The following is a 26608-nucleotide window of genomic DNA, read 5'->3' as shown; positions in this document are numbered from 1 at the left end:
GCGAACCTGAGTACCGTCGACTAGCTATGGCGTTGTGGGCGATGTGACTTTTCGCGGTTCGGATGTGCGTGGTTCCGCGGGAGCCGACGACAGAGTGATGCTGTCAGCGCCGTCACTGTCGAGCGATTCGGAGGGGATGTCCCGTTCGATCGTGGTGGCCAGCGGCTCCTCTTTGACGAGGAGCAGCAGGATCGCGGCAACGACGACCAGGGGAACCATGTAGAGGAATACAGGCGCAAGTGCGTCGTTGTAGGCGCCGACAATCACGTCCCGGATCGCATCGGGCAGGTTTCGCACCACCTCTGGAGTGAACGAGTTGCTGCCTCCGGCCGCGGCCCCGGCGCCCGCAGGAAGACGTTCAGTGAGCAGATCGTTGAGCTTGGCGACGAAGAGACTGCCGACGACCGCAGTACCGATGCTGGCGCCGATCTGTCGGAAGTAGTTGTTCGACGCGGTCGCGGTCCCCACTTGAGAATTGGGGAACGAGTTCTGCACGATCAGGATGAGTATCTGCATGCTCATTCCCAATCCCAGGCCCATGATGGCCAAGTACGAGCACAGTACCCAGACTGGCAACGATGGCGTCATCGTGGACAACAGGAACAGGGAAACGGCGATCACTGCCGTTCCGGTCACCGGGAACCACTTGTAGCGACCAGATTTGCTGACGAGTTGACCGGAGACGATTGAGCTGATCAGCAGGGCAGCCATCAAGGGAATCATCAGCAAGCCTGCCTCGGTCGCGTTCACTCCGGTGACCATCTGCAGGTAAGTCGGGAGGTAGGCGATCGCGCCGAACATCGCAATTCCCGTGATCAGACCGGCGATCGTGGTCAGGTTGAAGTTGGGAACCTTGAACAGGTGAAGCGGCATGATCGGCTCGGCAGCGCGGCGCTCGACGAGTACGAAAGCGACGCCCGTCACGATGGTCGCAGCGATCAGGGAGATGATCACGGCTGAGTTCCAGTCGTAGGTGGTTCCGCCCCATGTGGTGATCAGGACGAGGCTGGTTGACGCAGCGGCCAGAAGCCCCATGCCCGCGAAGTCGATCTTGGGTCGACCTGCTGTGTTCTTGGGCAAGTGGAGGAACAACACAGCGGAGACGATGGCGAGGATGCCGAGTGGAATGTTGATCCACAGGCCCCACCGCCAACCGGGGCCTTCAGTAAACCAGCCACCGAGTAAGGGTCCGGCGACAGATGAGAGCGCGAAGACGCCTCCCATGACACCCATGTACCGACCGCGCTCTCGGGCCGGGACGACGTCGGCGATGATCGCCTGCGACAGGATCATGAGCCCACCGCCTCCGAGTCCCTGGACGGCCCGGCCAACGATGAGCGTGGTCATGTCCTGCGCCATGCCGCCGATGATCGAGCCGAGAACGAACAGGCTGATCGCTGCGACGAAGAGGCCCTTCCGGCCGATCAGGTCTCCGAGCTTGCCGTAGACCGGCAGCATGATCGTCGAGGCCAGGATGTATGCGGTCGTCACCCACAGCATGCGGTCGACACCGTCGAGTTCCCCCACGATCGTCGGCAACGCCGTGGAGAACATGCTCTGGTCGAGTGACGCGAGCAGCATTGTCAGGATGAGGCCGGCGAAGATGAGCAAGATGTTGCGCTTCGCGACCGGTGCTGAGCTGGTGCCCGGCTCGCCGAGTGTTGTGTCCGTCATTGGTGTGCCGTGCCCGTCGGGTTGTGAGAGTGACCGATCGTGATGCGGTCGATGAGTTCGATGGAATTGCTCAGGAGATCCCGGGTGGACGCTCCCGGTGGTGAGCTCGCCCATCGGCGTCGCACGTAGTGCAGGACGCCGGTAGTCAGTGCCACAACCATCCGGGCCTCATCTTCCAGTTCGGGATCGTTGGCGGGGCATCGCCCCTGCGCCTGGTAGCGGGTCAAGATGATGGCGACGAACTGGTCCTCGAACTCGCCCAGGCGAGCCGATTCCTTGATCAGGAGTTCTGGGGTGCGCATGATCAGCGTCCGTCGGGCGGAGAAGATGCCGGCATCCGGTTCGCGCTCCAGGAGCGAAGAGGTGATCATTGTGAGGAAGTCGGCGAGCAGGTTCGACCCCGTCCCGCGGGTGAACGCATCGATCTGCTCATCGCTCGGCATCGGTGGTGCGCCGCCGAGAATCACTCCCTCCTTCGAACCGAAATAGTTGAAGAAGGTGCGCGGGGAAACCATGCTCGCCTCGCAGATCATGTCTACGGTGACGCGCTCGTAGCCGTGCTCGAGCGCGAGCGTGATCGCGGCGCGTTCGATGGTTGCCTGTGTCGCCGCTCGCTTTCGCGCGCGCAACCCGTCCGTCATGGCAACCTCGTCCGTTCGTTTGATGCAGTCTATGCATAAAAATAGCAACTGCACAAATATTCGCCCGTCTCGTGCGCTGACGACTGGTTCGACCACGTCATCACTCCGGTTCCGGTAGGAGCTTTTGCGCTGGGCGGATGGTCAGCGAAGCTCGCGGCTCTCGGAACGCTCTACTTCGCCAACCGGGGAAAGAGCTGTTCAGCGGCAGTTCGGTGCACCTCATCGAGTCGTTCTGCGCCGGGACCGTCGTAGGCATCGAGGGCGTGGTCGAAGCGGGCGGTCCAGTCGGGGTGCGCATAGGGGAAATCACTGCCGTAGAGCACGTGGCCGGGCTCCGCGAACGCCAGCAGTGAGGGCAACGAGGTGGGAGATGCGGACAGGGCGGTGTCGAAGTAGAACTTGCGCAGGCCCTCTTGGATGCTCTCCGGCGTGGCCCCGGGGTTGAACATCGCGGCGGCGCTGAACCTGCTCGCGGCGAACGGCAGGAACCCGCCGGCGTGGGAGAGGATCACGCGCAAGGCGGGGTACCGGTCGAACACGCCGTGCGCGACGAGATCCACGGCGGTGCGGGTGGTGTCGAACGGGAAGTCCAACAGCGCGGTCGGCATACCCGGCAGTTGGGGGATCGGTGGTGCGGTGGGGTGCACGAAAACCACGGCTGAGCGGGCGTCGAGTTCTGCCCACAGCGGCTCGTACGCGGGGTCGCCGAGGTACCGTCCGTGCGCGTTCGACAACAGGATCACGCCATCGGCATGGAGTTCGTCGAGCGCTCGCACGGCTTCAGAAACTGCGCCGTCGAAGTCCGGCAGCGGCAGCACAGCGAAGTGCCCGAACCGGCCTGGCTGTTCCCTGACGAGCTCGGCTTGGTAGTCGTTCAGATCGCGGGCGAGTTCGCGCGCGGCGGCGTCGTCGCCGAAGTGGACACCGGGTGCGCTGACCGAGAGCATCCCGGTCTCGATCCCTGCCTCGTCCATCATCTCGATCGCCGCTTGGGGGCTCCACTCCGGCATCAACCAGCCCCCGATGGCGCGAGGACCTCGTCGCGGCGCTGTCCCGCCGCTTGTGCCCCATGGATCCCACTGCGCGGTTCCTCCGGTCGCAGCGCGTGTACTCCCCTGAGAGCCGGCCCCCATCGCTTGCGGTTCTGCCGCTGCCAGTGCCTCGAAGTAGCGGGGCGGGAGCAGGTGCTGGTGGACATCGATCTTTCCTGGCATGGTGCGATGCTCCGATCGTCCTCAGTACTGAGGAGTGGTTGTGTGGACAAGTGGTTGTCGTGATGGTTCCGCGTTGGGGCTGATTGCGGCGGAATCGACGCCCTTCGGTCGAGTTGCGGCGTCACGTCGACTCCGCATGAGCATGGCCGTCAGGGTGAGGAGGATGCCCGCCACCGCCCAGATGCTCAGCCGGATGATCGGGGCGGCGACCGCAGCACCGTCGAAGTACTGGACGGACCGCAACAGGTCGAGCGCGTCACCCTGCGGGAAGACGTAGTAGAGCGTCTGGAAGAAGTCATTGAGGACGTGGATCCCGAGCGGGCCGCCGGATGACGTGTTCCCGAGGACCACCAGAGCGAGCGTCATCACCAGAGCCGCAATGGTTCCACCCAGCGCGGCGACGCCCGTGACCGCTCCCCCGATGGCGACTCAGGTCAGCCAGAGGATCCCGAACACTGCCCAGGGACCAACGGTCACCGCCCCGAGTGCGGAGTCCACCCACAGGGCGATCAGACCGGCGAGGAGACCGGCATAGAGCACGAGAACAACGCTGCGCTCGACGAACTTCGCCGCCGTGTCGACCGCACCGAGGATGCGCCCGAACACCGTCGCGCCGAGGGAAGCACCCGGGCCCGCGAAGAGGATCGCATAGAACTCGATCGACCCGACCGGGTCCTTCTTCGAGGACCAGGTTCCGGTAGCGATGCACTGATCCAGGCCCTTCGGAGGATAACGTGCCGCCCGCGACCACCGCCTCGAACTCGGGATACTGAGGCCCGTCTCCGCGGTCGGATTCGGGCTTGGTCACGTACGCCATAAGCTCCTTTACAACTGTCTAGTAGATGACGAAAGTACATCAGTGCTCCGGGTCTGGCAAGATGGAATCATGACGGAGGGAACGCACGCGCTACCACTCGCGAGCCACCGGGTGGACCCGCGCATCACCCGCACCCGAGCTGCCCTGATCCGGGCGCTGGCCGCCCTGGTGTCCGAGGCGCCGAAGGGCGAGACGATCTCGATGAGCGCGGTGGCGCAGCGAGCCGGCTTGAGTAGGCAGGCACTCCACAACCACTACGGCAGCGTCGGCGACCTCGCGACGGACCTCTGGATCAGTCGACTCCTCGAAGACTGGCTCCCCCTTGATGAGGGGGCGGCGAACCTCGCGCAGGCCCTCACCGACGCCGTTCGAGCGCGCGGGATCGAACCGCTGCTCACCGCCGGGCGAGCGGATCGCGGCTTCTTCGACAAGCTCCGCGCCGTTCCGCGCGGCGCGCGGGTCACCGAGGTGCTTGCAGCAGCGATGACGACGTGGCTGACGGATTCAGATAGCGATCACCGAGGACCGCAGATTGCTCTGACCGGGGACGCGCGGACGTTCACGATCGGCGGCATGATCGCACTCGTGTCGACGTGGCAGATGGCCGATGCGCCGCCGAGCACCGCTGAGCAGGTCGCGACACTCCGGTCGTTCGCAGCTGCGGCCGCCGCTGCGGCGGCCGACGCCGCCTGAACTGAGGAGACGACTGACGCTGCGCACCTGACTGACCCCCAGCGCAGACCGCAGCGCGCCGAGCGCCCATCGAGAACGATCGTGTGCGACGGAGCCGCCTCGTGGTCGCCGAAAAACGTCGGCGTATCGACGCGCTGCTCATGGGACGATCGGTCCCATGAGTACTCCGACAGATGTCCTGGCACTGAGGATCGAAAGGCGGTAAGCGATGGGATCCGACCGCCGAGCGCCCGGCTCGGGCAGGACCGAAGCCGGCAGCCACCGTTCCGAGGTGCTGAAGGAGCGCATCTACGTCACCTTCACCGCCCTCGTCGTCACCGTCGCATCCGCGCGCGACCTCGAACATCAGACGGTCGGGGGTGCGGCCAGCACGCTTGCCCTCACCGTGCTGGGAACGCTGATCGCAGTGTTCGTCGCCGACCTCACCGCTTCGATGGTGACGCGCGCGGCGCTCCCGACCGGCGCCGAGATCAGACGCATGCTCATCGTCAGCTTCGGCTCTCTCGGGGTGATCGTCGCCCCCACGATCATCCTGGGATTCAGCGCCTTCGGTCAGCTGTCCTTGAGTAACGCCCTGCGCCTCACCGCGATAGTGCTCGTCGCGACGCTCGTCGTGATCACGCTCATCGCCATCTTCCGGGTCCGCGCCACACTGTGGTTGAAGCTGATCGTCCTCGCGTCTGTCGCCCTGCTCGGCATAGCAGTGCTCGTCGTCGAACTGTCCATTCACTGACCGCGCTAACGCGGGCCGGGGCATCGGCCAGCGTGTGGGTCTAGGAGGCGTTGCCGCCTACCGTGAAGGGCGCCCCGCCGTCGCCGGCCTCGCAGGATCCGAGGAGCTCGTGCGCTGACGCCGGAGTGCTTTCAGAACGCCGCGTCCCAGTGACCGGCGAACGGGTCGACCGGGCTCTGACCTGTTGCATCGATCTCGCCGAACAGCAGTGACAGCACGTGCCATGCGATCACACGACGACGACGGATTTGCCCCCGACGACGCCCGCTTCCATATCGGTGTGCGCGCGCACGATCTGCTCCATGCGGTAGGTGCGTCCGAGGGGGATTGACGCGTGGCCGTTCGCGACGGCATCGAGGAACCCCTGAAGCGTCTCGGCAGACAGGTCGGCACCCTCGCCGGAGTACGCGGCCAGGCGTACGCCGTTGGGAAGCCACAATGACTCCCGAGGCGGCCGCCTCAGCGTGCGATGCGCCCACGCACGATGCTCGCCGCATCGAGGTCGCTCACCAGACGTGCCATCAGGCGCTGCAGCGTCTCCACGTCTTCTTCGTCCCAAAGCTCGAACACGGAATCGATATCGTGTCCCACTCGCGCGACGATGCGCGCTCCGACCTGCGCACCGTGCGCTGTGAGTACGACCAGCACCCCGCGCCCGTCGTCGTCAGTGGACCGGCGATCGATAAGACCGATCTCCTCCACACGCTTGAGCACCTTGCTGATGTTCGTCTTGCTCTGACTGAGCGCGTTCGCCAGGTCGACGGGCCGCATCGGCCCGTTGAAGGCGAGTTGGTTCACCACGAGGAACTCGATGAGGTTGTCCGAGGGGAAGCTGCAGTCCTTCATGATCTGCCGCCGCAGCCTGATGTCTGTCGCCCAGTCGACAAAACGACTCATGGATCGACGAAGATCCGTGCGCTGCAGACCGGGGTAGACCTGGTCACCGGGAGGCGGGACGGACGACGTGCTCATCTGGGCGCGCTTCTCTTCCTATCGAGTCAGCGTAGGGATGGTTTCTCCGCCATCACTCGCACCGGGCGGCCAGATCGTTTTCGGCCATGTGGCACTGGCGTCTTTCGTGGTGCTCATTCTGCGCCTCAGGCTCCCTGAGTCGTCCGAATGGAAGCAGGCGCGCACGGAGCGCGAATCGGGCGTGGCCACCTACCGCGCTCGCACTGCTCGTATCCGGGATATCTTCAAGCGCAAGGATCTCTTGGTGGCCTTCCTGAGCCTTCTGGTGTTCTACTCGCTCACCAATCTGGCGGCGAACACGAAGGGCCAGTTCGGCACCTACGTCAATGTCAACGTCGTCGGCCTCACGGTGCAGCAGAGTTCGCTCATCTCCTTGTTGACCCTGCCCGTGTCGATCGTTCTCGCCATCTGGTTCATGCGGATCGTCGACGGTCGTCGGCGCATGCTGTTCTTCGGTTTCGGAGTCATCAGCCTGACCGCCGCGTTCGCGGTTCCCGCTCTCCTCGGATTCAGCCTGGCCACAGTTCTCGTCGCGCAGCTGCTCTTCGGATTCGGCGCGGCCTTCGCTTTCGAGGGCATCATGAAAGTCTGGACGCAGGAGTCCTTCCCGACACTGCTTCGATCTTCGGCACAGGGGGCGATCATCGCCGCCGCACGCGTGGTCGCAGCGGCCCTCGCCCTGTGGACGCCTATGCTCCTCTCCGCGCCGCGAGTGATGTACACGATCCTCGCGGTCGGGGTGCTCGTCGGGGCGCTCGTCGCCTGGTTCGCATTCCGCTCACGAGGACGCGGAGAAGGCTCGCTGGCCCCGACCGACGGCGAGCAGATCTCGGCCTGAGGGGCGCGCGTCAGCCGGCCGTGCAGGCTGACGCTCCTCACACCGATCGGAGGTAGAACCTGATCTCCGGCATGTACATCGACGGACGGGCCGCGGGGCAAGCGATCCCCGCGGCCCGACCCCCCCGGGCGGGGTGGGACCCCACCCCGGCCCGATACAGTTCGTTCAGCCCGCGGCGACCACGCATCGGGATCCGCCGTATCGCTGCTCCACTTCGTCGCGCGTTGAAGGAATCAGGGAAGGCGTCGATTCAGACGACTGCGTAGAAATGGATCCGGATCGCATCGCCAAGATCCTCGCCGACACCGACGAACTGCGTCTCGGTCAGCCAGGACAACGACGGCTCGTCGGTCTCGAAGAGCGAGGTGAGCCGGAAGTAGTACTCACCCGGCTCAACCGGCACTCCCGCGGCGATGCGCGCGTCGACGTCATCCGAAGTCCGGTGGAATCCGGTCGTGTGGACCTGGACCACGTGATCCTCGCGAGTCCTGATCGCCCAGTGGGCATCGAGACGACTGGTCGCGCCGGACTGCCTCGACCGAATGTGCACCAGAAACGCACCACGCCCACCCGCGGATACGGAAAAACCCCCGATTTCTCGGGGGTTTCCATGGCGGTGACGGTGGGATTTGAACCCACGGTAGGGGGTTACCCTACACAACTTTTCGAGAGTTGCACCTTCGGCCGCTCGGACACGTCACCGCGGACAAGCTTACGCGACACGGGGCGGCGGCGCGAATCGGCGTCGCAGCAGCGTCTCCCCGACGCCTCGTCTCCCCGACCGCCTCGTCTCGCCGACGCCTCGTCTCGCCGACCGGCCCCTCTGTGCGCGAACCACCCCCTTGAGTGACGCACACAGAGGGCCGGGTCGCACGGAAGGGGGCCGGTCGGCAGGGGCGGTTATCGACGGCCACGGCCAGGGCGCAAGAGCGGCATCCGGCTTAGGATAGCCTCAGCACCCGAAGGAAGGATGCTCCGCGATGGGTTACATCACCTCCGAAGCACTGGCCGAGACCGGATACGTGGTCCTCGACGACCACGACCAGTCACGCGACCCCGCCGAATGGCTCGACCTCGAGTACGTCGGCTGGCGCTCCTCCGGCATCACCCGCTTCGCGCCGCTGGCGAGCTACGCGGGCGACCTCGAGTGCAACGGCTTCTGGAACCACACCCCGCCGCGCACCGACAAGCACGGTGTCTGGGTCGAGTCGCAGGTCGCGGTCGCCCCAACCCTGCAGGCGCGCGCCCTCGAGCCCGGCGCCGCGATCGGACGCTGCCGCGTGATCGAGCTGCAGCCCAACGAGTACGCCGACGCGATCTACAACCTGCACCAGGACGACAACAACCGGCTCAACGACGAGGACTCCGGCTGGGTCGTCCGCGGCTACTACAACCTCACCGACGACGCCGACTCGATGCTGATCCTGCGCAGCAACCGCTTCGACCCGGCGACCGAGATCCGCCTCCCGCTGCGCGAAGGCTCGCGTATCATCGTCGACACGCAGCGTTTCTGGCATGCCGTCTGGCACCGCGGCGTCGCGCCCCGGTACGCCCTCATCACGTCGTGGACATCCGGTCCGGAGCTCGACGCCTACATCTCCGCGAACCACGGCGACCCGCATCCGCCGACCGTCGACCTCGACCCGCAGTTCATCGACGCCGCGCAGGTCGAGATGCACCGCCGCATCGAGGAGCGCCGCCGCGCATTCGAGGCGCAGGGCATCGTGATGGAACCCCCGACCCCGCTCTACAGCTAGTCCGCAGGCGCGCGGCGCGCGCGCAGGTGCCGCGAATGGCCGCTTCGCGGGCATCGAGGCGACCACCTGCGACACCTCCCCGAGAGGAGGGGGCGCGAATCGTCGCCTCATCGCTACGGATGCGGCCAGCTGCGACACCTGCCAGGGCTCACGCGAGCGCCGCCAGCTCTCAGACGGTGCGGCCTGCCTCGAGGCGGATGACGCGGTCGACCGTGCCCTCGGGCGGGGCGACGTGCGAGATGAGCAGCACCGACTGATCGCCGGCCGCCCGCAGCAGGTCGCGCAGCAGCGCGTCGGACGCATCGGGGTCGACGCCGGCAGTCGGCTCGTCGAGCACGAGCACCGGGAATCCGCGCAGCAGTGCCCGCGCCAGTGCGATGCGCTGCGCCTGTCCGCCCGACACCAGCGCACCACGGTCGCCGACCCGTGCGTCGAGACCGCCTCGGTCCCTGGCCCAGTCGGCCAGCCCGACCCGGTCGAGCACTTCGAGCAGTTCGGCATCCGTTGCGGAATCGCGCGCGAACAGCAGGTTCTGGCGGATGTCCTCGTCGAACAGCTGCGGGCTCTGCTCGCACAGCCCGACCGTGCGCCGCAGCGCCGGCCCCGACAGCCCGGACGCGTCCGCACCGCCGAGCGTGAATTCGCCCTCGGCGGCCAGGAATCCGACCAGCACGGCCGCGAGCGAACTCTTGCCTGCCCCACTCGGCCCCGCGACGAGCACCCGCTCGCCCGGCAGCAGTTCGAGGTCGACACCACGCAGCGCCGGCGTCCCTCCTGGCCAGGTCGCCCGCACGTCACGCAGCCGCAGCACAGGCGTGCCGTCGATCTCGGCATCCGCCCCATCGTCGGAACGCAGCTCCGCCGGCATCCGCTCAGGCAGCACGTCGACGATGCGCTCTGCGCTCGACCGGACGCTGCGCCAGGATGCTGCGGCGATCGGCACCGCCCCGAACACCTCGAACACGACCATCGGCACCAGCACGGCAACGGCCAGCCACGGACCGTCGATCGCCCCGGTGGCGAGCCCGGGCGCCGCCACCGCGAGCGCCCACACCGAGGCGGCACCGGCGACGGCCGACACCACACCCGCCGCGACCGCCTGGGCGAGCGACGCCCGCGAGACCACCCGTCGCAGCGCAGCATCCGCCGCGGTCACCCGTGCACGAGCCTGCTCCTCTGCACCGTAGGCCAGCAGGACGTCGAGGCCGCCGATGTAGTCGACCAGGGCGGCCGAGAGCTCGGCACGACGGGCCGAGACGAGTGCCTCCGCACGCGCTCCGAACAGCCACCCCGTCCCGATCGCGACCGCGGCGGCGACCAGCAGGCAGGCGGCCAGTGTGAGCGCAGCCGGCACCGAGACGAACGCGATGAAGCCGACGGCGCCGAGCGCGACGACACCGGCGACGGCGAGCGGCTGCACCACCCGCAGCGGCAGGTTCTGCAGGTTCTCGACGTCGTCGACGAGCGCCGAGAGCACCTGCCCACGGTCGGTGCGTCCGAGGCCGGCGGGAGAGAGCGGGATGAGCCGACGAACCATGTCAGCGCGCGTCGAGGCGAGTTGGCGCAGTGCGGCATCGTGTCCGCTCAACCGTTCGAGGTAGCGGGTCACGGCGCGCGAGACCGCGAAGAAGCGCACGCCGACCACGGCGATCGACAACGGCACGAGCGAGTCGACGATCGAGGCGCTCACGATCAGCCAGCCGCTCACGGCGAGCAGGCTCACGGCGGCACCGGCCGACAGCGCGCCCCAGAGCAGACCGGGCAGGAAGCGCCGGACCGACGGTTGCGCGAGCCGCAGCACCTCGGCGATGCGGGCCGACCTCGTCGCCGCCCCCTTGGGTCCCTGAGCCTGTCGAAGGGTCATACCGACACCCCCAACGAGACGACCTGGTCGGCGACCTCGCGTGCCGAGCGACGATGCGAGACGAGCACGATCAGCGCCCCGGCATCCGCCAGCTTCCGCAGCGACCGCCACAGCCTGGCCTCGGTGTCGGGGTCGAGCGCACTGGACGGCTCGTCGAGCAGCAGCACCCGGCGCGGATCACCGCCGTGCCGATACAGCGCTCTGGCCACCGCGACGCGCTGCGCCTGGCCGCCGGAGAGTCCGCTGCCCTGCACGCCGAGTTCGAGCGCAGCATCCACGCCCTCGGCGCAGGCGTCGTCGAGGGCGCCCTGCACGAGCGCGGCGTCTGGGGTCGCATCGCCGAGGGCGACGTTCTCGCCGACGGTGCCCTGCATCAGCCCAGGGGCCTGGCCTGCCCATGCGAGCCAGTCCGCCGCGGCGAGCGTGCGCACGTCCGCGTGTGCGAAGGTCGCGACGCCCTCGAACGGCACCGCACCGCGCAGCGCGGCGAGCAGACTCGTCTTCCCCGAGCCGCTCGGGCCCTCGATCACCGTGATCGTGCCCGGGACGGCCGTGAAAGACACCGGCGGCAACTCGCGAACCCGCAGGCCGTCGACCACGAGCTCGGCATCCGCCGTGCGCAATTCAGCAAGAATGTGATGGTCGGGGTCCGAATGACCCTGCAGGACGTCGTCCGCCAGCGTTCTTGCTGAATTGTGAACACCTGCCCGGGCAGTCCGAGCAGCACCACCTGCACCGACCCCGGCAGCCCCCGCCTCATCCAGCACCGCGAAGATGTCCTCGGTCGCCGCGACGCCCTCGGCCGCGGCGTGGAACTGCACGCCCACCTGGCGGATCGGCAGGAACGCCTCCGGCGCGAGCAGCAGCACGAACAGCCCGACCTCGAGCGTCAGGTCGCCTGACAGCAGCCGGAACCCGACCGACACCGCGATCAGCGCCACCGCGAGCGATGCGAGCAGCTCCATCGAGAAGCCGGAGAGGAATGAGAACCGCAGCACCTTCATGGTCTCGCGGCGGTAGTCGTCCGACGTCGCCTCGATCCGATCGGCGGCACGCCGCTCGCGCCCGAACAGCCGCAGCGTCGACAGTCCCTGCACGGTGTCGGCGAATCGCACGGCGAGCTGCTGCAGCGTCTGCCACTGCTTCTGCTGCACGGTGCGCGTGGCGATGCCGATCAGGATGAGGAACAGCGGGATCAGCGGCAGCGCGATCACGGCGGTCAGCCCGCTCGGCCAGTCCTGCCACCACATCACCGCCAGCAGCACCGGCGTCGCGATCACCGTCAGCACGAGCTGCGGGATGTACCTGGCGAAGTACGAGTCGAGCGCCTCGAGACCGTGCCCGGCCGTCACCGCCAGCGCAGTGCGGTTGCGCTGCGCGAGCCAACCGGGTCCGAGCCTGCCGATCGCCTCGATCAGCGCTGCGCGCAGCTGCATCCCGGTCTTCGCGGCAGCACGGGTGCCTGCGGCATCCGATGCGGCGATCAGCAGCCCCCGGAGCACGGCGACGGCGAGCAGCCAGAGCAGGGATGCCGTGACGTCACGCCCGGCGATGGCGCCGGTGACGGCATCCGTCAGCAGCCAGGCGAACACGATGACGACCGCGGTCTGCACGACGCCGATCAGCGCGGATGCCGCGAGGAACCCCCTCGCGGCACGCGCGTATCGCAGCAGTCTCGGATCGACGGGTTTCACGCGTGTGCCGGTGCTCCCTCGATCGATGCGCGGGTGACCCGCTTGCGGAACACCCAGTATGTCCAACCCTGGTACAGGAGCACGAGCGGCAGCGCGATCACGGCCGTCCACGTCATGATCGTCAGCGTGTAGTCCGTGCTCGACGCATTCTGGATCGTCAGGCTGTATGCGGGGTCGATCGTCGACGGCAGCACGTTCGGGAACAGCGCCGTGAACAGCATCAGCACGGCGAACAGCACCGTGAGCATGCCGGAGATGAACGCCCAGCCGTCGAACCGACGAGCCGAGAGCACGAGCGCGGCGAGCAGCGTGACGGCCGCGACGGTACCGGCCGCGATCACGAGCCACAGCAGCGGAGCCTCGCGCTGCATCGCCATCACGACGGTCCAGACCACGGTCGTCGCTGCAGCGAGCACGGTCGGCAGCCCGGCCTTCAGCGCGAGGCGACGGGCATCCTCATGCACAGGGCCGTCGGTCTTCAGGGCGACGAACAGCACGCCGTGCAGGAAGAAGAGCAGCAGCGTCGTCACGCCGACCAGCAGCGAGTACGGGTTCAGCAGCGCGAAGAAGCCGCCGACGTAGATGTGGTTCTCGTCGAGGGCGACGCCCTGCACGATGTTGCCGAACGCCACACCCCAGAGGAAGGCGGGGACCGCGGAGCCGATCACGATCATCCGATCGAAGCCGCGCTTCCACTTCGCGCTCTCCCGCTGGTGCCGGTACTCGAACGAGACGCCGCGCAGGATCAGCGCCAGCAGGATCAGCAGCAGCGGCAGGTAGAAGCCGCTGAACAGCGATGCGTACCACTCGGGGAACGACGCGAACAGGCACGCGCCCGCGACGATGACCCAGGTCTCGTTGAGGTCCCAGACCGGGCCGATCGTGTTGATGACCTGGCGGCGCGACACATCGTTCTTGCCGAGGAACGGCAGCGACATGCCGACGCCGAAGTCGAAGCCGTCGAGCACGAAGTAGCCGACGAAGAAGAAGCCGACGATCCAGAACCAGAGCGTTGCGAGATCCATGATGCTCCTCCCTCTCAGTACACGACCGACGGCAGCTGAGCCGTCTCGTCGTGCGGTTGCTCTTCGGTGTCAGGGCCCTTCTGGGCCGCTCTGATGATGAGGCGGATCTCGACGACCGCGAGGGCCGCGTAGATCGCCGTGAACGCGATGAGGGAGATCAGCACTTCGAGACCGGAGACCCCTGGTGACACACCGTCCTGCGTGGTCATCAATCCGAACACGATCCAGGGTTGCCTGCCCATCTCGGTGAAGACCCAGCCCATGATGTTGGCGGCGAGCGCGAGCGGGAACGACCAGATGGCGAGCTTCCACATCCACTGCGCCGGCTCCTTCTTGGCGCTCTTGCGGGTCAGCCACAGGCCGATCACGGCGACGAGGGCGGCGGCCATGCCGAGGCCGATCATCCAGCGGAACGCCCAGTACGTGACCCAGAGGATCGGGGCGAAGTCGGTCATGCCCGTGTCGGCATACGTCTGGCTGTATTCGGCGTTCAGGTCGTTGATGCCGTGCACGCACGCGTCGAGCGTGTGCGTCGACAGCAGCGACAGCAGGTACGGGACCCTGATCGAGAACAGCTCGGAGCTGCCGTCCGGGGTGCCGAGCGTGAACAGGCTGAAGGATGCATCCGGACCGCAGACCGTGTTGAACGTCGCCTCGGCGGCGGCCATCTTCATCGGCTGCGCCGCGTACATCGCGAGCCCGAGCTGGTCACCGGTGAGCACGACGCCGGCGGTGGAGACGATCATGGCCCACAGGCCGAACTTCAGCGAGATGCGCATCGTGTCGAAGTGCTGGCCGCGCGAGAGGTGCCAGGCCGAGACCGAGATCACGACACCGGCTGCGAACATCAGTGCGCCGAAGATCGTGTGCGGGAAGGCGGCGAGCGCGACCGGGTTGGTCAGCAGGGCCCAGAAGTCGGTGAGCTCTGCACGGTTCGTCTCGGGGTTGAAGACGTAGCCGACCGGGTTCTGCATGAACGCGTTGGCCGCGATGATGAAGTACGCCGACAGGATGCTGCCGATCGAGACGCACCAGATCGTGGCGAGGTGCAGCTTCTGGGGGAGCTTGTCCCAGCCGAAGATCCAGAGGCCGATGAACGTGGCCTCGAAGAAGAAGGCCAGCAGTCCCTCGAAGGCGAGCGGGGCTCCGAACACGTCGCCGACGAAGCGGGAGTAGTCCGACCAGTTCATGCCGAACTGGAACTCCTGCACGATGCCGGTGACCACGCCCATGGCGAAGTTGATCAGGAAGATCTTGCCGAAGAACCGCGTCAGGTGCAGGTACTGCACCTTGCCGGTGCGCACCCATGCGGTCTGGAAGATCGCGGCGACGAGCGCCATGCCGATCGTCAGCGGCACGAACAGGTAGTGGTAGACGGTGGTCAGCCCGAACTGCCATCGGGAAAGGACCAGCGGATCAAGCCATTCCATGAGCCACTCCTCTTTCTGTGCCGTGTGTCAGTGCCGTGCACCCACCGGCGTCTGATGCCACGCTAACGACGGGTCCGCCGCCCTCGTCGGGTCGGCGGCCGTGAATAAGGTCAGATGGTCGCCCTAGGCGGCGGTCATCTCCGTCAGCCGCAGCTGCACGGTGCAATCCGCCGGGAGGGCGGAGGTGCGCACTGCCTCGGCAGCGAGCGGCCCACCGGCTTCGGTGAGCACCCCCTGCATGAGGCCGAGGTGCACGGTGCACAGCATCGGACGGTCTTCGGCGCGGCCCGCGGCGTGCGGGCAGGGGCTGAGGTCGACAGTGAGCTGCTCGTCATCGACGACGGGCTCGAAGCCGCTCTCCTCCAAGTGTTCGATCAGGGCGTCCAGCTGGTAGGTCGCGTCGCGACCCAGCGCGGATGCCGACGCAGGAAGCACCCGGCGGAGCAGGTCGCCGCGGCGCGCTGCCGCCGAGACCTTGTCGCGGGCGATGGGGCTGGAGGCGTGTGCGGCACCGGTCGCAGCGCTGTACAGCGTGCGGGGGCGTCCGCGAGTGGTGCGGTGCTCGGTCGCCTGGATGACGTAGCCGCCCTCGATCAGCCGCTGCAGGTGCTCGCGCACCGTGTTGGGGTGCAGACCGGTGGCTTCGCAGAGTTCGCCGATCGTGCGCTCGGGGCGCTCGTTCGCAGCGCTCGCCTCGAAGAGCAGGTGCAGCAGCTGCACTCGCGAGAAGGTCGAGATCGGCCCGCAGACGGGCCCGGCATTGGCCATGACTCCATCATGGCTCAGCGGCCGGCGCGCATCGAGTGATCGGGCCGTGAATAATGCCCCGCCCGATAGGGATGTCGGATGCCGGCGATAGCCTTGCTGCATGGCCACCCGAAAACCCGCTCCCCCGGCGTACGTCTGCACGGAATGCGGGTGGACGACCGCGAAGTGGGTCGGGCGCTGTGCCGAGTGCCAGCAGTGGGGAACCGTGCAGGAGCAGGCCGTGAAGACGGGCATCCTGCAGCGGGTGACCGCGCTGCAGCCCACTGCTGATCGTGCAGCCCGGCCGATCACCCAGATCACCACGCTCGACGCGCCTCGTCGCACGAGTGGCGTCGGCGAGTTCGACCGCGTGCTGGGCGGCGGCATCGTGCCAGGCGCGGCGATCCTGCTCAGCGGAGAGCCGGGCGTGGGCAAGTCGACGCTGCTGCTCGAGGTCGCGGCGCAGGCCGCCCGCGCGGGGCGACGCGTGCTGTACGCGAGCGCCGAGGAGTCGCAGGCACAGGTGCGGCTGCGCGGCGAGCGCACCGGGGCGCTGCACGACGAGCTGTATCTCGCGAGCGAGACCGATCTGGCGACGATCCTCGGGCACATCGACGAGGTGCAGCCGCAGCTCGTGATCGTCGACTCGGTGCAGACGGTGTCGTCGTCGCTGATCGACGGAGCCGCCGGGCAGCCGAGCCAGGTGCGCGAGGTCGCGTCGGCACTGATCCGGGTGGCGAAGGAGCGCGGGCTGCCCGTCATCATCGTCGGCCACGTCACGAAAGACGGCCAGGTCGCCGGCCCCCGCGTGCTCGAGCACCTCGTCGACGTGGTGTGCCACTTCGAGGGCGACCGCCAGACCTCGCTGCGCTTCATCCGCGCGCTGAAGAACCGCTACGGCCCCACCGATGAGGTCGGCTGCTTCGAGATGACCGGCGACGGCATCGCCGAAGTGCCCGATCCGTCCGGTCTCTTCCTCTCGCAGGGCGCGACCGAGCCTGGCACGTGCGTCGCGATCTCACTCGAGGGGCGCCGAGCGCTGCCGGTCGAGGTGCAGGCGCTGACAGTGCCCAGCAAGGCCCCCAATCCGCGACGGATCGTCAACGGCGTCGACTTCTCCCGCGTGGCCATGGTGCTCGCGATCCTCGAGAAGCGCGCGAACATCCCGACGAGCGAGCTCGACGTGTACGTGTCGACCGTCGGCGGGGTGCGCTTCACCGAACCGGCCGCCGACCTCGCGATCGCGATCGCGATCGCCGGGTCGATCAAGAACACGTCGATACCGCGCACGGTCGCGGTCGTCGGTGAGCTCAGCCTCGCCGGTGAGATCCGGCCGGTGACGCAATCGGCGCAGCGCCGGTCGGAGGCCGCTCGGCTGGGATACGTGCGGGTCGTCGACGATCGCTCGAAGACGCTGCGCGCAGCACTCGACGACGTGAAGGAGCGCTCCACGCCACGCGGCCCCTCAGGCGGCATCCCGCCGTTCTGATGGCTTCGACAAGCTCAGCCACCCAAGAGGGAATGCCCTGAGCCCGTTCACGCCCTGGGTCCCTAAGCCTGTCCGCCCCCTGGGTCCCTGAACCTGTCCCCCTGGGTCCCTGAACCTGTCCCCCTGGGTCCCTGAGCTTGTCGAAGGGCTACGCGTCGAGCGCTTTGAGCAGCTCCGCCGGGTCGGCCTGCATCGGGTGCGGACCCGCGATGTCGAGGAAGACCGTGGTGATCGGGTGCGTCGCGAGGAACTTCCGCAGCCACGCCGCCGAGTAGATGCCGACGCCGGGCGGCAGGTTGTCCGGCTTGTTCTTCGCATCGCTGAAGAGCAGCAGCGCGAGTTCACCGGTCGCTCGGTCGCGGTAGGTCCAGACCTCACCGCTGTCCAAGGGGTTGTCCCGTGCACCCGGTGCGATGAGCGGCACGACCGTGATGCCGTTGCGCAACGCGAGGGCGACGGCGGCGATGTCCTGCTTCTCGAGCGCCAGCGCGAGCGCCTCGGAGCGGAACTCCTCGGGGGCGGGCTTCTTCTTGGAGGACTTCGCCTTCTTCGCTGCCATGCATCCAGCTTAGGCAGACGATGCATGCCCTGACGCCTGGAGGCGGAAACGATAGGGGCCCTCTCGAGTCCCACATTGGGGACTGGGGTACTCGAGAGGGCCCTCGGACTCTCGAACGGCCAGTGTCGAAGCGCTGGGGACGCTGTAGTTCGACGCCACTGGGGATGGCATGGGCCGCATATTCCCGAGAGTCATCCAATGGTATCCCAAAGAATGCGCCCTGTCAGCCTTGGCCGGTGAATCCCGAGGAAATCAGAATCATCCGAAGAGGATGTCGGCGATGACTGCGTTTTTCGCAGGTTTCTCCGCAGAATTGCTTCGATTTGCGAAAGAACTTCGGTCAGTACAGCAGGATCTGCTTGCTGCTCGCGCTCGTGAACCCGCCGATCGAGACCTCCACGTGGTACGACGCACCGCCGCCGGGAGCACGCTGCCGGTTCTCCTGGCCGCACGTCTCGACGCTCGAGCGCGTGCGATCCCAGGTCACCGGATCCTTGCTGGTCACGGTGGTTCCGGCGGAGAGCGTCGCGATCATGCTGCTCGGGTTCTCCTGGCAGTCGGTCGAGCGCCACCACACGTCGGAGCCGCTCATGACGGTGAACGCCTGCGTGGTCGAACCGACGTCCATCGTGCAGTCGGTCGGTCCGGTGTTGGTGAGCGAGATCGAGATCTTCGGCAGCACGCCGGCCTGGTAGGAGTCGGCGTCGGTGACCGCGGCGACCACGATGTCCTTGGCCTCGCAGGCCACGATCGCCGGTGTCTCGGACTCCGACACGTCGGTCGTCGGCCCCGGCGAGACCGGGTCGGTGACGGGATCAGAGGTCGGCGTCTCGGCGGCGGTCGGGCTCGGCGATGCCGACGAGGTCGGGGCGGGCCCGGCAGCGTGCGCCCACGGCTGGGCGACCAGCAACCAGACGCCGATGCCGATCGCTGCGAGCAGCAGGATCAGGCAGCCGAGCAGGACCACCCGGCGCCGACGGTAGACGGCGGCGGAGTGACGAGGCATGAGTCCAGGTTAGTTGAGCTGCTTGAGCATCCTGGTGTTGCCGAGCGTGTTCGGCTTGACGTGCGCGAGATCGAGGAACTCCTCGACACCGGCGTCACCACTGCGCAGCAGCTGGGAGTACACATCGGGGTCGACGACCTGCTCGCCGATCGGCGTGTAGCCGCGGCGGCTGAAGAACTCGACCTCGAAGGTCAGGCAGAACAGGCGAGACAGGCCGAGATCGGCGGCGGTCTGCTCCAGGCGGTCGACGATCGCGCGGCCGACGCCGTGGTGCAGCCAGTCGTCGCGCACCAGGAGTGTGCGCACCTCGCCCAGGTCTTCCCAGATCACGTGCAGCGCGCCGCATCCGATCATCTGACCGTCTGCCTCGGCGACCACGAACTCCTGCACGGAGCCGTAGAGCACCGCGAGGTCCTTGCCGAGCAGGATGCGCTGCTCGACCATGGGCTGCAGCAGGCTCCGGATGCCGATGACGTCGGCGCTGCGCGCCGGTCGCACGATGTACTCGCTCACCCCTCAAGCCTAGAACCCGCACGAGGGGTCAAGACACGCCCCCCGCGACCCACACGACACGGCGTGTTTTGGCCCCTCACGGCGCACCGGGGGGGGGGGACGGAGGGACGGGAAAGGGGCGGATGCGAAGCATCCGCCCCTTTCAGGACTCGGTCCGTCGAAGGATCACTCCCCGCTGGCGATCGCCAGGTCGGGAGTCGCCGCGATCTCGCCGCCGGTGTTCACGCCGACCGAGACCTGCTCGCCGCGCGGTCCGTGCTCGAAGAGGAACTCGCCGTCCTTCTCGTCGACCTTCACGTGATCGCCGGGGTTGAGCTCGCCATGCAGGATCTTCTCCGACAGACGGTCCTCGATCTCGTGCTGCATCGCGCGACGCAGCGGTCGGGCACCGAGGGCCGGGTCGAACCCGATCTCGATGAGGCGCTCCTTGGCGGCCAGCGACAGCTCGATCGTCATGTCACGGTCGAGCAGACGCTCGCCCAGACGCTTCGTGAACAGATCGACGATCTGCACCAGCTCGCTCTTGGAGAGCTGCGGGAACACGATGATGTCGTCGACACGGTTGAGGAACTCGGGCTTGAAGTTGCGCTTGAGCTCTTCGTTGACCTTGCCCTTCATCCGCTCGTAGGTCGTGGCGTTGCTGCCCTCGATCTGGAAGCCGACCGGACCACCGGCGATGTCACGAGCACCGAGGTTGGTGGTCATGATGATGACGGTGTTCTTGAAGTCGATCACACGACCCTGGCCATCGGTCAGACGTCCCTCTTCCAAGATCTGGAGGAGCGAGTTGAAGATGTCAGGGTGCGCCTTCTCGATCTCATCGAAGAGCACGACGCTGAACGGCTTGCGGCGAACCTTCTCGGTGAGCTGGCCACCCTCTTCGAATCCGACGAATCCGGGAGGGGCACCGAACAGACGCGAGACGGTGTGCTTCTCACCGAACTCGCTCATGTCGAGTGAGATCAGTGCGGCTTCGTCGTCGAACAGGAATTCGGCGAGCGCCTTCGCGAGCTCGGTCTTTCCGACACCGGTCGGGCCGGCGAAGATGAACGATCCGGAGGGACGCTTCGGATCCTTGAGGCCGGCGCGCTGACGACGGATCGTCTTGGAGAGTGCCGCGATGGCCTCCTCCTGACCGATCACACGCTGGTGCAGGGCCTTCTCCATGAAGACGAGTCGGCTGGACTCCTCTTCGGTGAGCTTGAACACCGGGATGCCGGTGGCCTGTGCGAGCACCTCGGCGATCAGGCCCTCGTCGACGACCGCACGGGTCGCGACGTCACCCGAACGCCACTGCTTCTCGAGGCGGAGGCGCTCGGCGAGGAGGTTCTTCTCCTCATCGCGCAGCGATGCGGCCTTCTCGAAGTCCTGCTCCTCGGAAGCCTGCTCCTTCTGCTCGCGGACCTTGGCGATCTTCTCGTCGAACTCGCGCAGCTCGGGCGGGCTCGACAGGATCGACAGACGCAGGCGTGCGCCGGCCTCGTCGATCAGGTCGATGGCCTTGTCAGGGAGGAAGCGGTCGGAGACGTAGCGGTCGGCGAGGTTCGCCGCCGCGACGATCGCGCCGTCCGTGATCTGCACCTTGTGGTGCGCCTCGTAGCGGTCGCGCAGCCCCTTGAGGATGTTGATCGCGTGGGGCAGGCTCGGCTCGGCCACCTGGATGGGCTGGAAGCGGCGCTCGAGCGCAGCATCCTTCTCGAAGTGCTTGCGGTACTCGTCGAGCGTGGTCGCACCGATGGTCTGCAGCTCACCGCGGGCGAGCAGCGGCTTCAGAATGCTGGCTGCGTCGATCGCACCCTCGGCGGCACCCGCACCCACGAGGGTGTGGATCTCGTCGATGAAGACGATGATGTCGCCGCGCGTGCGGATCTCCTTCGTGACCTTCTTCAGGCGCTCCTCGAAGTCACCGCGGTAGCGGGAACCGGCGATGAGCGAGCCGAGGTCGAGCGAGTAGAGCTGCTTGTCCTTCAGCGTCTCGGGCACATCGCCCTTGACGATCGCCTGGGCGAGGCCCTCGACGACGGCGGTCTTGCCGACGCCGGGCTCACCGATCAGGACCGGGTTGTTCTTGGAGCGGCGAGACAGGATCTGCATGACCCGCTCGATCTCCTTCTCGCGGCCGATCACCGGGTCGAGCTTGTTGTCGCGCGCGGCCTGGGTCAGGTTGCGACCGAACTGGTCGAGCACGGCCGAGCCGCCCTGGGCGCTCGGGGTGTCGTTGCTCTGCGCGCCGACGGCTGCCGGCTCGCGTCCCGGTGCGCCGGAGAGCAGCTGGATGACCTGCTGGCGGACCTTGTTCAGGTCGGCGCCGAGCTTGACGAGCACCTGCGCTGCGACACCCTCACCCTCGCGGATGAGTCCGAGCAGGATGTGCTCGGTGCCGATGTAGTTGTGGCCGAGCTGCAGTGCCTCGCGGAGGCTCAGCTCGAGCACCTTCTTCGCGCGGGGCGTGAAGGGGATGTGGCCGGTCGGCTGCTGCTGACCCTGACCGATGATGTCCTGCACCTGCTCGCGCACGGCGTCGAGCGAGATGCCCAGGCTTTCGAGGGCCTTGGCTGCGACACCCTCGCCCTCGTGGATGAGACCGAGCAGGATGTGCTCGGTGCCGATGTAGTTGTGGTTGAGCATCTTCGCCTCTTCTTGGGCGAGGACGACCACACGACGGGCTCGGTCCGTGAATCTCTCGAACATGCTGTGACTCCTTATTCGCACTGGGGCGAAGACGCTTCTCGCGCCTGTACATCGAGAGTAACCACCGGGAACGGCAGGTATGCCCGTGTTCGCCGTCGGCGGAGTGCTGCGGCGAGCGCTCGACCGTCATCACGTGGCACCGCTTGACCGTCGTATCGATTCTCGTTATGTTAACGCTTATCGCTAACAACGACTATCGATAAGGAGCGATCATGAGCACTTCCAAGACCGGCTCGCTGAGCCGGGGTGACGCCGCCTCACTCATCGGCTTCTGCATCGCCGGCCTCGCGATCGCGACGTTCGTCGTCGTGTTCTCCATCCTCCGCATCATCGAACTCGCTCGCGGCGTCGACGTGCCGGTGCTCGTCGTGTTCACGGACACACCGGTGCAGATTCCACTCGCCGACGGCGACAGCGTCACCGGTGCGCTCGACCGCGCCATGCTCACCGCGTCCTCGCTGCCACCCATCGCGACGGGTGCCGGGATCATCGGCCAGGTGGTGCAGGCCGTCACCATCGTCGCGGTGATCGGATGCCTGATCCTGCTCGCACGCAGCATCCTGAGCGGACGCGTGTTCAGTCGCCGCAACACCGTGCTCGTGATGACCGCGGGCCTCACAGGACTCGTCGGCTTCGCAGCAGTGCAGTTCTTCGACAACATGCTCGCGAACGCGACGGTCGCCGTCGTCACCGACAACCGCATCGACAACGCCGTCATCAGCGTCGAACCGTTCACCTTCATCCTCGCCGCGTTCATCCTCTCGGTGATCGGCACGGTGTTCGTGATCGGCGAGAGACTGCAGCGCGAGACGGAAGGACTCGTCTGATGTTCTCGGCATCCACTGCCGCAACGACCAGGTCTGAGTTCGCGGATGCCGTCACGGTGCTCTTCCTCGCGGCGGCCGCTCTGGTCGTGACCGGTATCTCGACGGTGATGAGGATCGCTGGGACGTTCCGCGACGACGGAATCGCCTGGACGATCCCGATCGACGAGCAGCCGATCTCTGCGACCGCCGACTCCGGCGCCGTGACGGTCGAGGGCATCGCGCAGGAGGCGATGGTCTTCTCGACCGGAGTGGATCCGGCAGCGACCGCGGCGATCATCGCCGCAATCGCACTCCGGGCGCTGGCCGCCGTGATCATCATCGGCGCGGTCGCACTCATCGCCTGGAGCTTCCTCCGCGGGCGGGTCTTCAGTCGGAGCAACGCCAGAGCACTCGACGCGATCGGCTGGACGCTCGTCATCGCTCCGACGCTCATCGTGATGTTGGAGACCGCTGGGCGCAACGGCGTCACCGCGGTCCTCGGACTCGGCGCGGAGGCGACGCATCCGATCGAGTTCTGGGCGATCTCGCCGTTCTACGCGACCGGTGTCACGATCGGGCTGATCGCCGTCGCACTGCGCCGAGGCAGGCGCCTGCAGCAGGAGCGAGATGTGCTCGAGAAGGAGACGGAGGGCCTGGTGTGAGTCCCGCGGAGAACGACGACGAGCTCACCGGCATCCACTGTCGCCTCGACGAGTTGCTCTCAGAACGCGGCATGACGCTCACCCAGCTGAGCGCCCTCGTCGGGGTGAGCATCGTGAACCTGTCGGTGCTGAAGAACGACCGGGCCCGCGCGATCCGCTATTCCACGCTGCGGGCGATCTGCGAGGCGCTGCAGTGCGAGGTCGGCGACCTGTTGGTGCTCGCGCGCTGAGGGTGCACCGCCGGGGGCGCCCTGACCCCCACTCGAGGGGTCCCGAATGGTCGCCTCCTCTCGGCGGAGGCGGCCAAGTACGACACCTGCCCGAGGGGAGGGGTCGCACCTGGTCGCGTCCCGGCGGCGGAGGGGGCTGGATGCGACACTTCCCCGAGCCCGGCGTCGACGAACGCGTCAGGCGGCAGGCGGCGGGGATGCCGGGGCGAGCGGCTCGACCACGACGGCGGTGCCGTAGGCGCAGATCTCCGTGAAGTTCGCGATCGACCCCGCGTCGAAGCGCATCGCGACGATCGCATTGGCGCCGCGCTGGACGGCCTGATCCCACATGCGGCCCATGACGACCTGCCGCGACTCGTACATGACCTGCGTGTACTCCGGGATCTCACCGCCGCCGAGCGACCGGAACCCGGCGGTGAACCCCTGGCCGAAGTCCGTGGACCGCACGGTCAACCCCATCACCTCGCCGAGGACCTGTGTGATGCGGTACCCGGGCACGTCGTTCGTGGTCACGATGAACATGACGCCATCGTGCCAGAGCAGGCGGGCGCACGACAGGGATGGCCGATGGGCATTTCTGCCCATATTCTGGTCTCTATCAATCGGCTGTGAGCGGATACCGTGGAGCCATGACGCTCACCAGCCCGAAGATCCGCCCCTCTGCCCGACTCCTCATGGCCCTGCCGATCGCGGCACTCGCGTTCTCGCTCGCCGCCTGCGGCGGAGATGCACGCCCCACCTCCGACCAGGTCGCCGAAGGCATCCAGAAGGTGTTCGAAGACCAGGGCCAGTCCGACGTGGTCACCGCCGACGTCGCCTCATGCCTCGCCGACGAGCTCGTCGAGTCCGACCTCAGCAACGAGACCCTCTCCTACATCGCCGGCGGCGAAGACCGCCAGAAGAACGAAGAGGAGAAGGCACTGACCACGCAGATCATCAAGGACAACATCCAGGGCTGCATCGCCGGCTGACCCCGGGGAGCGGACACGAAGGATGACGGATGCCGCCCGGCATCCGTCATCCTTCGTCATCTCCGACCCGGGAATCGGACGGCGCTCGTAGCGTTGAGCGTTCTGGCGTGCATTCGGTGCGCCACGATTTTCCTGGAGTCCCCCACCATGAGCACCACCGTCCGCGCCCAGAAGGCGCCAGACACCCGCGGACCGATCCGGAAGCTGCTGACCTCGTTCGGCTTCCAGATCCTCGCAGCCCTCGTCCTCGGCATCGCCGCCGGTCTGATCGGCCGCCAGCTCGGCGCCACCGCCGAGAACCCGAACGGACTGTCCGCGACCCTCGACACGATCGGCAGCTCCTACGTCACACTGCTGCGTGCGGCGGTCGTCCCGCTGATCTTCACCGCGATCGTCGCGAGCATCTCGAACCTGCGTCGCGTGCAGAACGCCGCTCGCCTCGCCGGCCAGACGCTGCTGTGGTTCGCGATCACCGCATTCATCGCGGTCACGATCGGTATCGTGCTCGGCCTCGTGATCCAGCCTGGCGCGAAGGCGGGCGAGGGCCTCACCCCTGGTGAGCCGTACACGGTCGGCACCTGGTGGAACTTCCTGCTCGGACTCATCCCGCAGAACTTCCTCGGCCTGAGCGTCAGCACCAGCCCCGGCGCCGCAGACGGCACGTTCTCGTCGAGCGTGAACTTCAACATCCTGCAGGTGATCGTCGTCGCGGTCGCCGTCGGCATCGCCGCGCTCAAGGCCGGCAAGAAGGCCGAGCCGTTCCTGGCCTTCACCGAATCGCTGCTCAAGGTCATCCAGCGCGTGCTGTGGTGGATCATCCGCATCGCGCCGCTCGGCACCTTCGGCCTGATCGGTGCCGCCGTCATCAAGTACGGCTGGGAGAAGCTCGCGGCGCTCGGCTGGTTCGCGATCGCCATCTACATCGGCCTCGCGCTGGTGCTGTTCGTGGTCTACCCGTTCCTGGTGAAGACCCACGGCCTGTCGGTCAAGCAGTACTTCTCCGGTGTCTGGCCGGCCGTGCAGTTGGCGTTCGTCAGCCGCTCCTCGATCGGCACGCTCCCGCTCACCGAGCGCGTCACCGAGCGCAACCTCGGCGTGCCCCGCTCCTATGCGTCGTTCGCCGTGCCCTTCGGCGCGACGACCAAGATGGACGGCTGCGCTGCGATCTACCCGGCCATCGCCGCGATCTTCGTCGCCCAGTTCTTCGGCATCGAGCTGAACTTCGTGCAGTACCTGCTGATCGTGGTCGTCTCGGTCGTCGGCTCCGCCGCGACTGCCGGCACCACTGGCGCTGTCGTGATGCTCACGCTCACGCTGTCGACCCTCGGCCTGCCGCTCGAGGGCGTCGGCCTGCTGCTCGCGATCGACCCGATCCTCGACATGGGTCGCACTGCGGTCAACGTCGCTGGCCAGGCGCTCGTGCCGACGATCGTCGCGAAGCGCGAGGGCATCCTCGACGAGGAGCTCTACAACGCACCTCGCGAAGGCCTGCCATTCGCCGACGACGATGCGGATGACGAGGCATCCGTCTCAGCTCCGGAGCCCGCCAGCTCCCGCTGACGCCTCCCCCTCTCCCCTCCTC

The 26608-nt window shown here is 67.1% G+C and carries 28 protein-coding genes and 1 tRNA gene; 10 read left to right on the top strand and 19 right to left on the bottom strand.

The annotated features are described in order from the left end of the window. Window positions 1–24: 24 nt before the first annotated feature. From RS83_RS03160 to RS83_RS18655, 5 genes are all read right to left on the bottom strand, one after another. On the bottom strand, window positions 25–1674 hold the full coding sequence (locus tag RS83_RS03160) for an MDR family MFS transporter (protein ID WP_045278067.1): 1650 nt from the start codon (window positions 1672–1674) through the stop codon (window positions 25–27). Continuing rightward, entirely contained in the window at window positions 1671–2315 is a 645-nt protein-coding gene (locus RS83_RS18180; RefSeq protein ID WP_052678796.1) for a TetR/AcrR family transcriptional regulator, read from the bottom strand. Before RS83_RS18180 ends, RS83_RS03160 begins: the two co-directional genes overlap by 4 nt. 170 nt (window positions 2316–2485) lie before the next feature. Next, window positions 2486–3529, bottom strand: coding sequence for an amidohydrolase family protein (locus RS83_RS03150; protein ID WP_082071494.1), 1044 nt, complete (start codon window positions 3527–3529; stop codon window positions 2486–2488). 21 nt (window positions 3530–3550) lie between these two features. Next, complete coding sequence (locus RS83_RS18175) at window positions 3551–3895, bottom strand: hypothetical protein (protein WP_052678793.1); 345 nt, start codon at window positions 3893–3895, stop codon at window positions 3551–3553. A 63-nt stretch (window positions 3896–3958) separates the two neighbouring features. Further along, complete coding sequence (locus tag RS83_RS18655) at window positions 3959–4135, bottom strand: hypothetical protein (RefSeq protein WP_156153095.1); 177 nt, start codon at window positions 4133–4135, stop codon at window positions 3959–3961. Between the two features lie 280 nt (window positions 4136–4415). Here RS83_RS18655 and RS83_RS03140 point away from each other — a divergent pair, with 280 nt between their 5' ends. Further along, window positions 4416–5039 carry a hypothetical protein gene (locus RS83_RS03140; protein WP_156153094.1) on the top strand — a complete coding sequence of 208 codons (624 nt, stop codon included), beginning with the start codon at window positions 4416–4418 and terminating at the stop codon, window positions 5037–5039. Between the two features lie 208 nt (window positions 5040–5247). Continuing rightward, window positions 5248–5772, top strand: coding sequence for a hypothetical protein (locus RS83_RS03135; protein ID WP_045278064.1), 525 nt, complete (start codon window positions 5248–5250; stop codon window positions 5770–5772). Window positions 5773–6001: 229 nt separating this feature from the next. On the opposite strand, the gene RS83_RS19055 is transcribed toward RS83_RS03135, so the two are convergent. Together RS83_RS19055 and RS83_RS18170 are read right to left on the bottom strand one after the other, a co-directional pair. Continuing rightward, window positions 6002–6211, bottom strand: a complete 210-nt coding sequence (locus RS83_RS19055) for a zinc-binding dehydrogenase (RefSeq protein ID WP_052678791.1) — start codon at window positions 6209–6211, stop codon at window positions 6002–6004. A gap of 20 nt (window positions 6212–6231) precedes the next feature. Beyond that, window positions 6232–6744 carry a MarR family winged helix-turn-helix transcriptional regulator gene (locus RS83_RS18170; RefSeq protein WP_052678789.1) on the bottom strand — a complete coding sequence of 171 codons (513 nt, stop codon included), beginning with the start codon at window positions 6742–6744 and terminating at the stop codon, window positions 6232–6234. Between the two features lie 37 nt (window positions 6745–6781). On the opposite strand from RS83_RS18170, the gene RS83_RS03125 reads away from it, so the two are divergent. Further along, window positions 6782–7582, top strand: coding sequence for an MFS transporter (locus RS83_RS03125; protein ID WP_082071493.1), 801 nt, complete (start codon window positions 6782–6784; stop codon window positions 7580–7582). A gap of 250 nt (window positions 7583–7832) precedes the next feature. On the opposite strand, the gene RS83_RS18465 is transcribed toward RS83_RS03125, so the two are convergent. Next, on the bottom strand, window positions 7833–8132 hold the full coding sequence (locus tag RS83_RS18465) for a DUF3237 family protein (protein ID WP_197072052.1): 300 nt from the start codon (window positions 8130–8132) through the stop codon (window positions 7833–7835). Window positions 8133–8193: 61 nt separating this feature from the next. Then, a tRNA-Ser gene (locus RS83_RS03115) sits at window positions 8194–8284 on the bottom strand. 278 nt (window positions 8285–8562) lie between these two features. Between RS83_RS03115 and RS83_RS03110 the strand changes: the two genes are divergently transcribed. Further along, window positions 8563–9339: a hypothetical protein gene (locus RS83_RS03110; RefSeq protein WP_045278063.1), complete on the top strand. Its 777-nt coding sequence runs from the start codon at window positions 8563–8565 to the stop codon at window positions 9337–9339. A gap of 169 nt (window positions 9340–9508) precedes the next feature. Here the strand turns inward: RS83_RS03110 and cydC are convergent, their stop codons facing one another. From cydC to RS83_RS03085, 5 genes are all read right to left on the bottom strand, one after another. After that, window positions 9509–11203, bottom strand: coding sequence for a thiol reductant ABC exporter subunit CydC (cydC, locus tag RS83_RS03105; RefSeq protein ID WP_045278062.1), 1695 nt, complete (start codon window positions 11201–11203; stop codon window positions 9509–9511). Further along, window positions 11200–12897, bottom strand: a complete 1698-nt coding sequence (gene cydD, locus RS83_RS03100; RefSeq protein WP_045278061.1) for a thiol reductant ABC exporter subunit CydD — start codon at window positions 12895–12897, stop codon at window positions 11200–11202. Before cydD ends, cydC begins: the two co-directional genes overlap by 4 nt. Further along, window positions 12894–13922 (bottom strand): cytochrome d ubiquinol oxidase subunit II, encoded by a 1029-nt coding sequence (gene cydB / locus RS83_RS03095; RefSeq protein WP_045278060.1) that lies wholly within the window; start codon window positions 13920–13922, stop codon window positions 12894–12896. Before cydB ends, cydD begins: the two co-directional genes overlap by 4 nt. 14 nt (window positions 13923–13936) lie before the next feature. Continuing rightward, window positions 13937–15352, bottom strand: a complete 1416-nt coding sequence (locus RS83_RS03090) for a cytochrome ubiquinol oxidase subunit I (RefSeq protein WP_045278059.1) — start codon at window positions 15350–15352, stop codon at window positions 13937–13939. Between the two features lie 123 nt (window positions 15353–15475). Further along, window positions 15476–16120: a helix-turn-helix transcriptional regulator gene (locus tag RS83_RS03085; RefSeq protein ID WP_045278058.1), complete on the bottom strand. Its 645-nt coding sequence runs from the start codon at window positions 16118–16120 to the stop codon at window positions 15476–15478. Between the two features lie 100 nt (window positions 16121–16220). Here RS83_RS03085 and radA point away from each other — a divergent pair, with 100 nt between their 5' ends. Then, window positions 16221–17588, top strand: a complete 1368-nt coding sequence (gene radA, locus RS83_RS03080; protein WP_045278057.1) for a DNA repair protein RadA — start codon at window positions 16221–16223, stop codon at window positions 17586–17588. Window positions 17589–17736: 148 nt separating this feature from the next. Here the strand turns inward: radA and RS83_RS03075 are convergent, their stop codons facing one another. The 4 genes from RS83_RS03075 to RS83_RS03060 all read right to left on the bottom strand — a co-directional run bounded on the left by RS83_RS03075 (window position 17737) and on the right by RS83_RS03060 (window position 22357). Further along, window positions 17737–18147, bottom strand: coding sequence for a hypothetical protein (locus RS83_RS03075; RefSeq protein WP_045278056.1), 411 nt, complete (start codon window positions 18145–18147; stop codon window positions 17737–17739). A gap of 340 nt (window positions 18148–18487) precedes the next feature. Next, a complete protein-coding gene (locus RS83_RS03070) occupies window positions 18488–19153 on the bottom strand; it encodes a hypothetical protein (protein ID WP_045278055.1) in 666 nt (221 codons plus the stop codon). A gap of 9 nt (window positions 19154–19162) precedes the next feature. Next, a complete protein-coding gene (locus RS83_RS03065; protein WP_045278054.1) occupies window positions 19163–19666 on the bottom strand; it encodes an amino-acid N-acetyltransferase in 504 nt (167 codons plus the stop codon). A gap of 165 nt (window positions 19667–19831) precedes the next feature. Continuing rightward, the gene (locus tag RS83_RS03060) at window positions 19832–22357 is read right to left on the bottom strand and encodes an ATP-dependent Clp protease ATP-binding subunit (protein WP_045278053.1); all 2526 of its coding nucleotides are present in this window, start codon (window positions 22355–22357) and stop codon (window positions 19832–19834) included. A gap of 212 nt (window positions 22358–22569) precedes the next feature. On the opposite strand from RS83_RS03060, the gene RS83_RS03055 reads away from it, so the two are divergent. Genes RS83_RS03055 through RS83_RS03045 form a run of 3 tightly spaced genes read left to right on the top strand, consistent with a single transcriptional unit; the run spans window position 22570 to window position 24055 of the window. Further along, window positions 22570–23184 carry a DUF2975 domain-containing protein gene (locus RS83_RS03055; protein WP_045278052.1) on the top strand — a complete coding sequence of 205 codons (615 nt, stop codon included), beginning with the start codon at window positions 22570–22572 and terminating at the stop codon, window positions 23182–23184. Further along, window positions 23184–23825, top strand: a complete 642-nt coding sequence (locus RS83_RS03050; protein WP_045278051.1) for a DUF2975 domain-containing protein — start codon at window positions 23184–23186, stop codon at window positions 23823–23825. The genes RS83_RS03055 and RS83_RS03050 overlap by 1 nt, the downstream gene beginning before the upstream one ends. Next, window positions 23822–24055 carry a helix-turn-helix domain-containing protein gene (locus RS83_RS03045; protein ID WP_045278050.1) on the top strand — a complete coding sequence of 78 codons (234 nt, stop codon included), beginning with the start codon at window positions 23822–23824 and terminating at the stop codon, window positions 24053–24055. Before RS83_RS03050 ends, RS83_RS03045 begins: the two co-directional genes overlap by 4 nt. Window positions 24056–24232: 177 nt before the next feature. Here RS83_RS03045 and RS83_RS03040 read toward each other — a convergent pair whose 3' ends face one another. Next, window positions 24233–24577, bottom strand: coding sequence for a YbjQ family protein (locus tag RS83_RS03040; protein WP_045278049.1), 345 nt, complete (start codon window positions 24575–24577; stop codon window positions 24233–24235). Window positions 24578–24684: 107 nt separating this feature from the next. Here RS83_RS03040 and RS83_RS03035 point away from each other — a divergent pair, with 107 nt between their 5' ends. Both RS83_RS03035 and RS83_RS03030 read left to right on the top strand, forming a co-directional pair. Continuing rightward, entirely contained in the window at window positions 24685–25026 is a 342-nt protein-coding gene (locus RS83_RS03035) for a hypothetical protein (protein WP_045278048.1), read from the top strand. Window positions 25027–25173: 147 nt separating this feature from the next. Next, window positions 25174–26586 carry a dicarboxylate/amino acid:cation symporter gene (locus tag RS83_RS03030; RefSeq protein WP_082071491.1) on the top strand — a complete coding sequence of 471 codons (1413 nt, stop codon included), beginning with the start codon at window positions 25174–25176 and terminating at the stop codon, window positions 26584–26586. Window positions 26587–26608 lie beyond the last annotated feature (22 nt).

It is taken from the genome of Microbacterium oxydans, assembly GCF_000956525.1.
GTDB lineage: Bacteria > Actinomycetota > Actinomycetes > Actinomycetales > Microbacteriaceae > Microbacterium > Microbacterium oxydans_A.
This window is presented reverse-complemented; position numbering and strand designations above follow the sequence as displayed.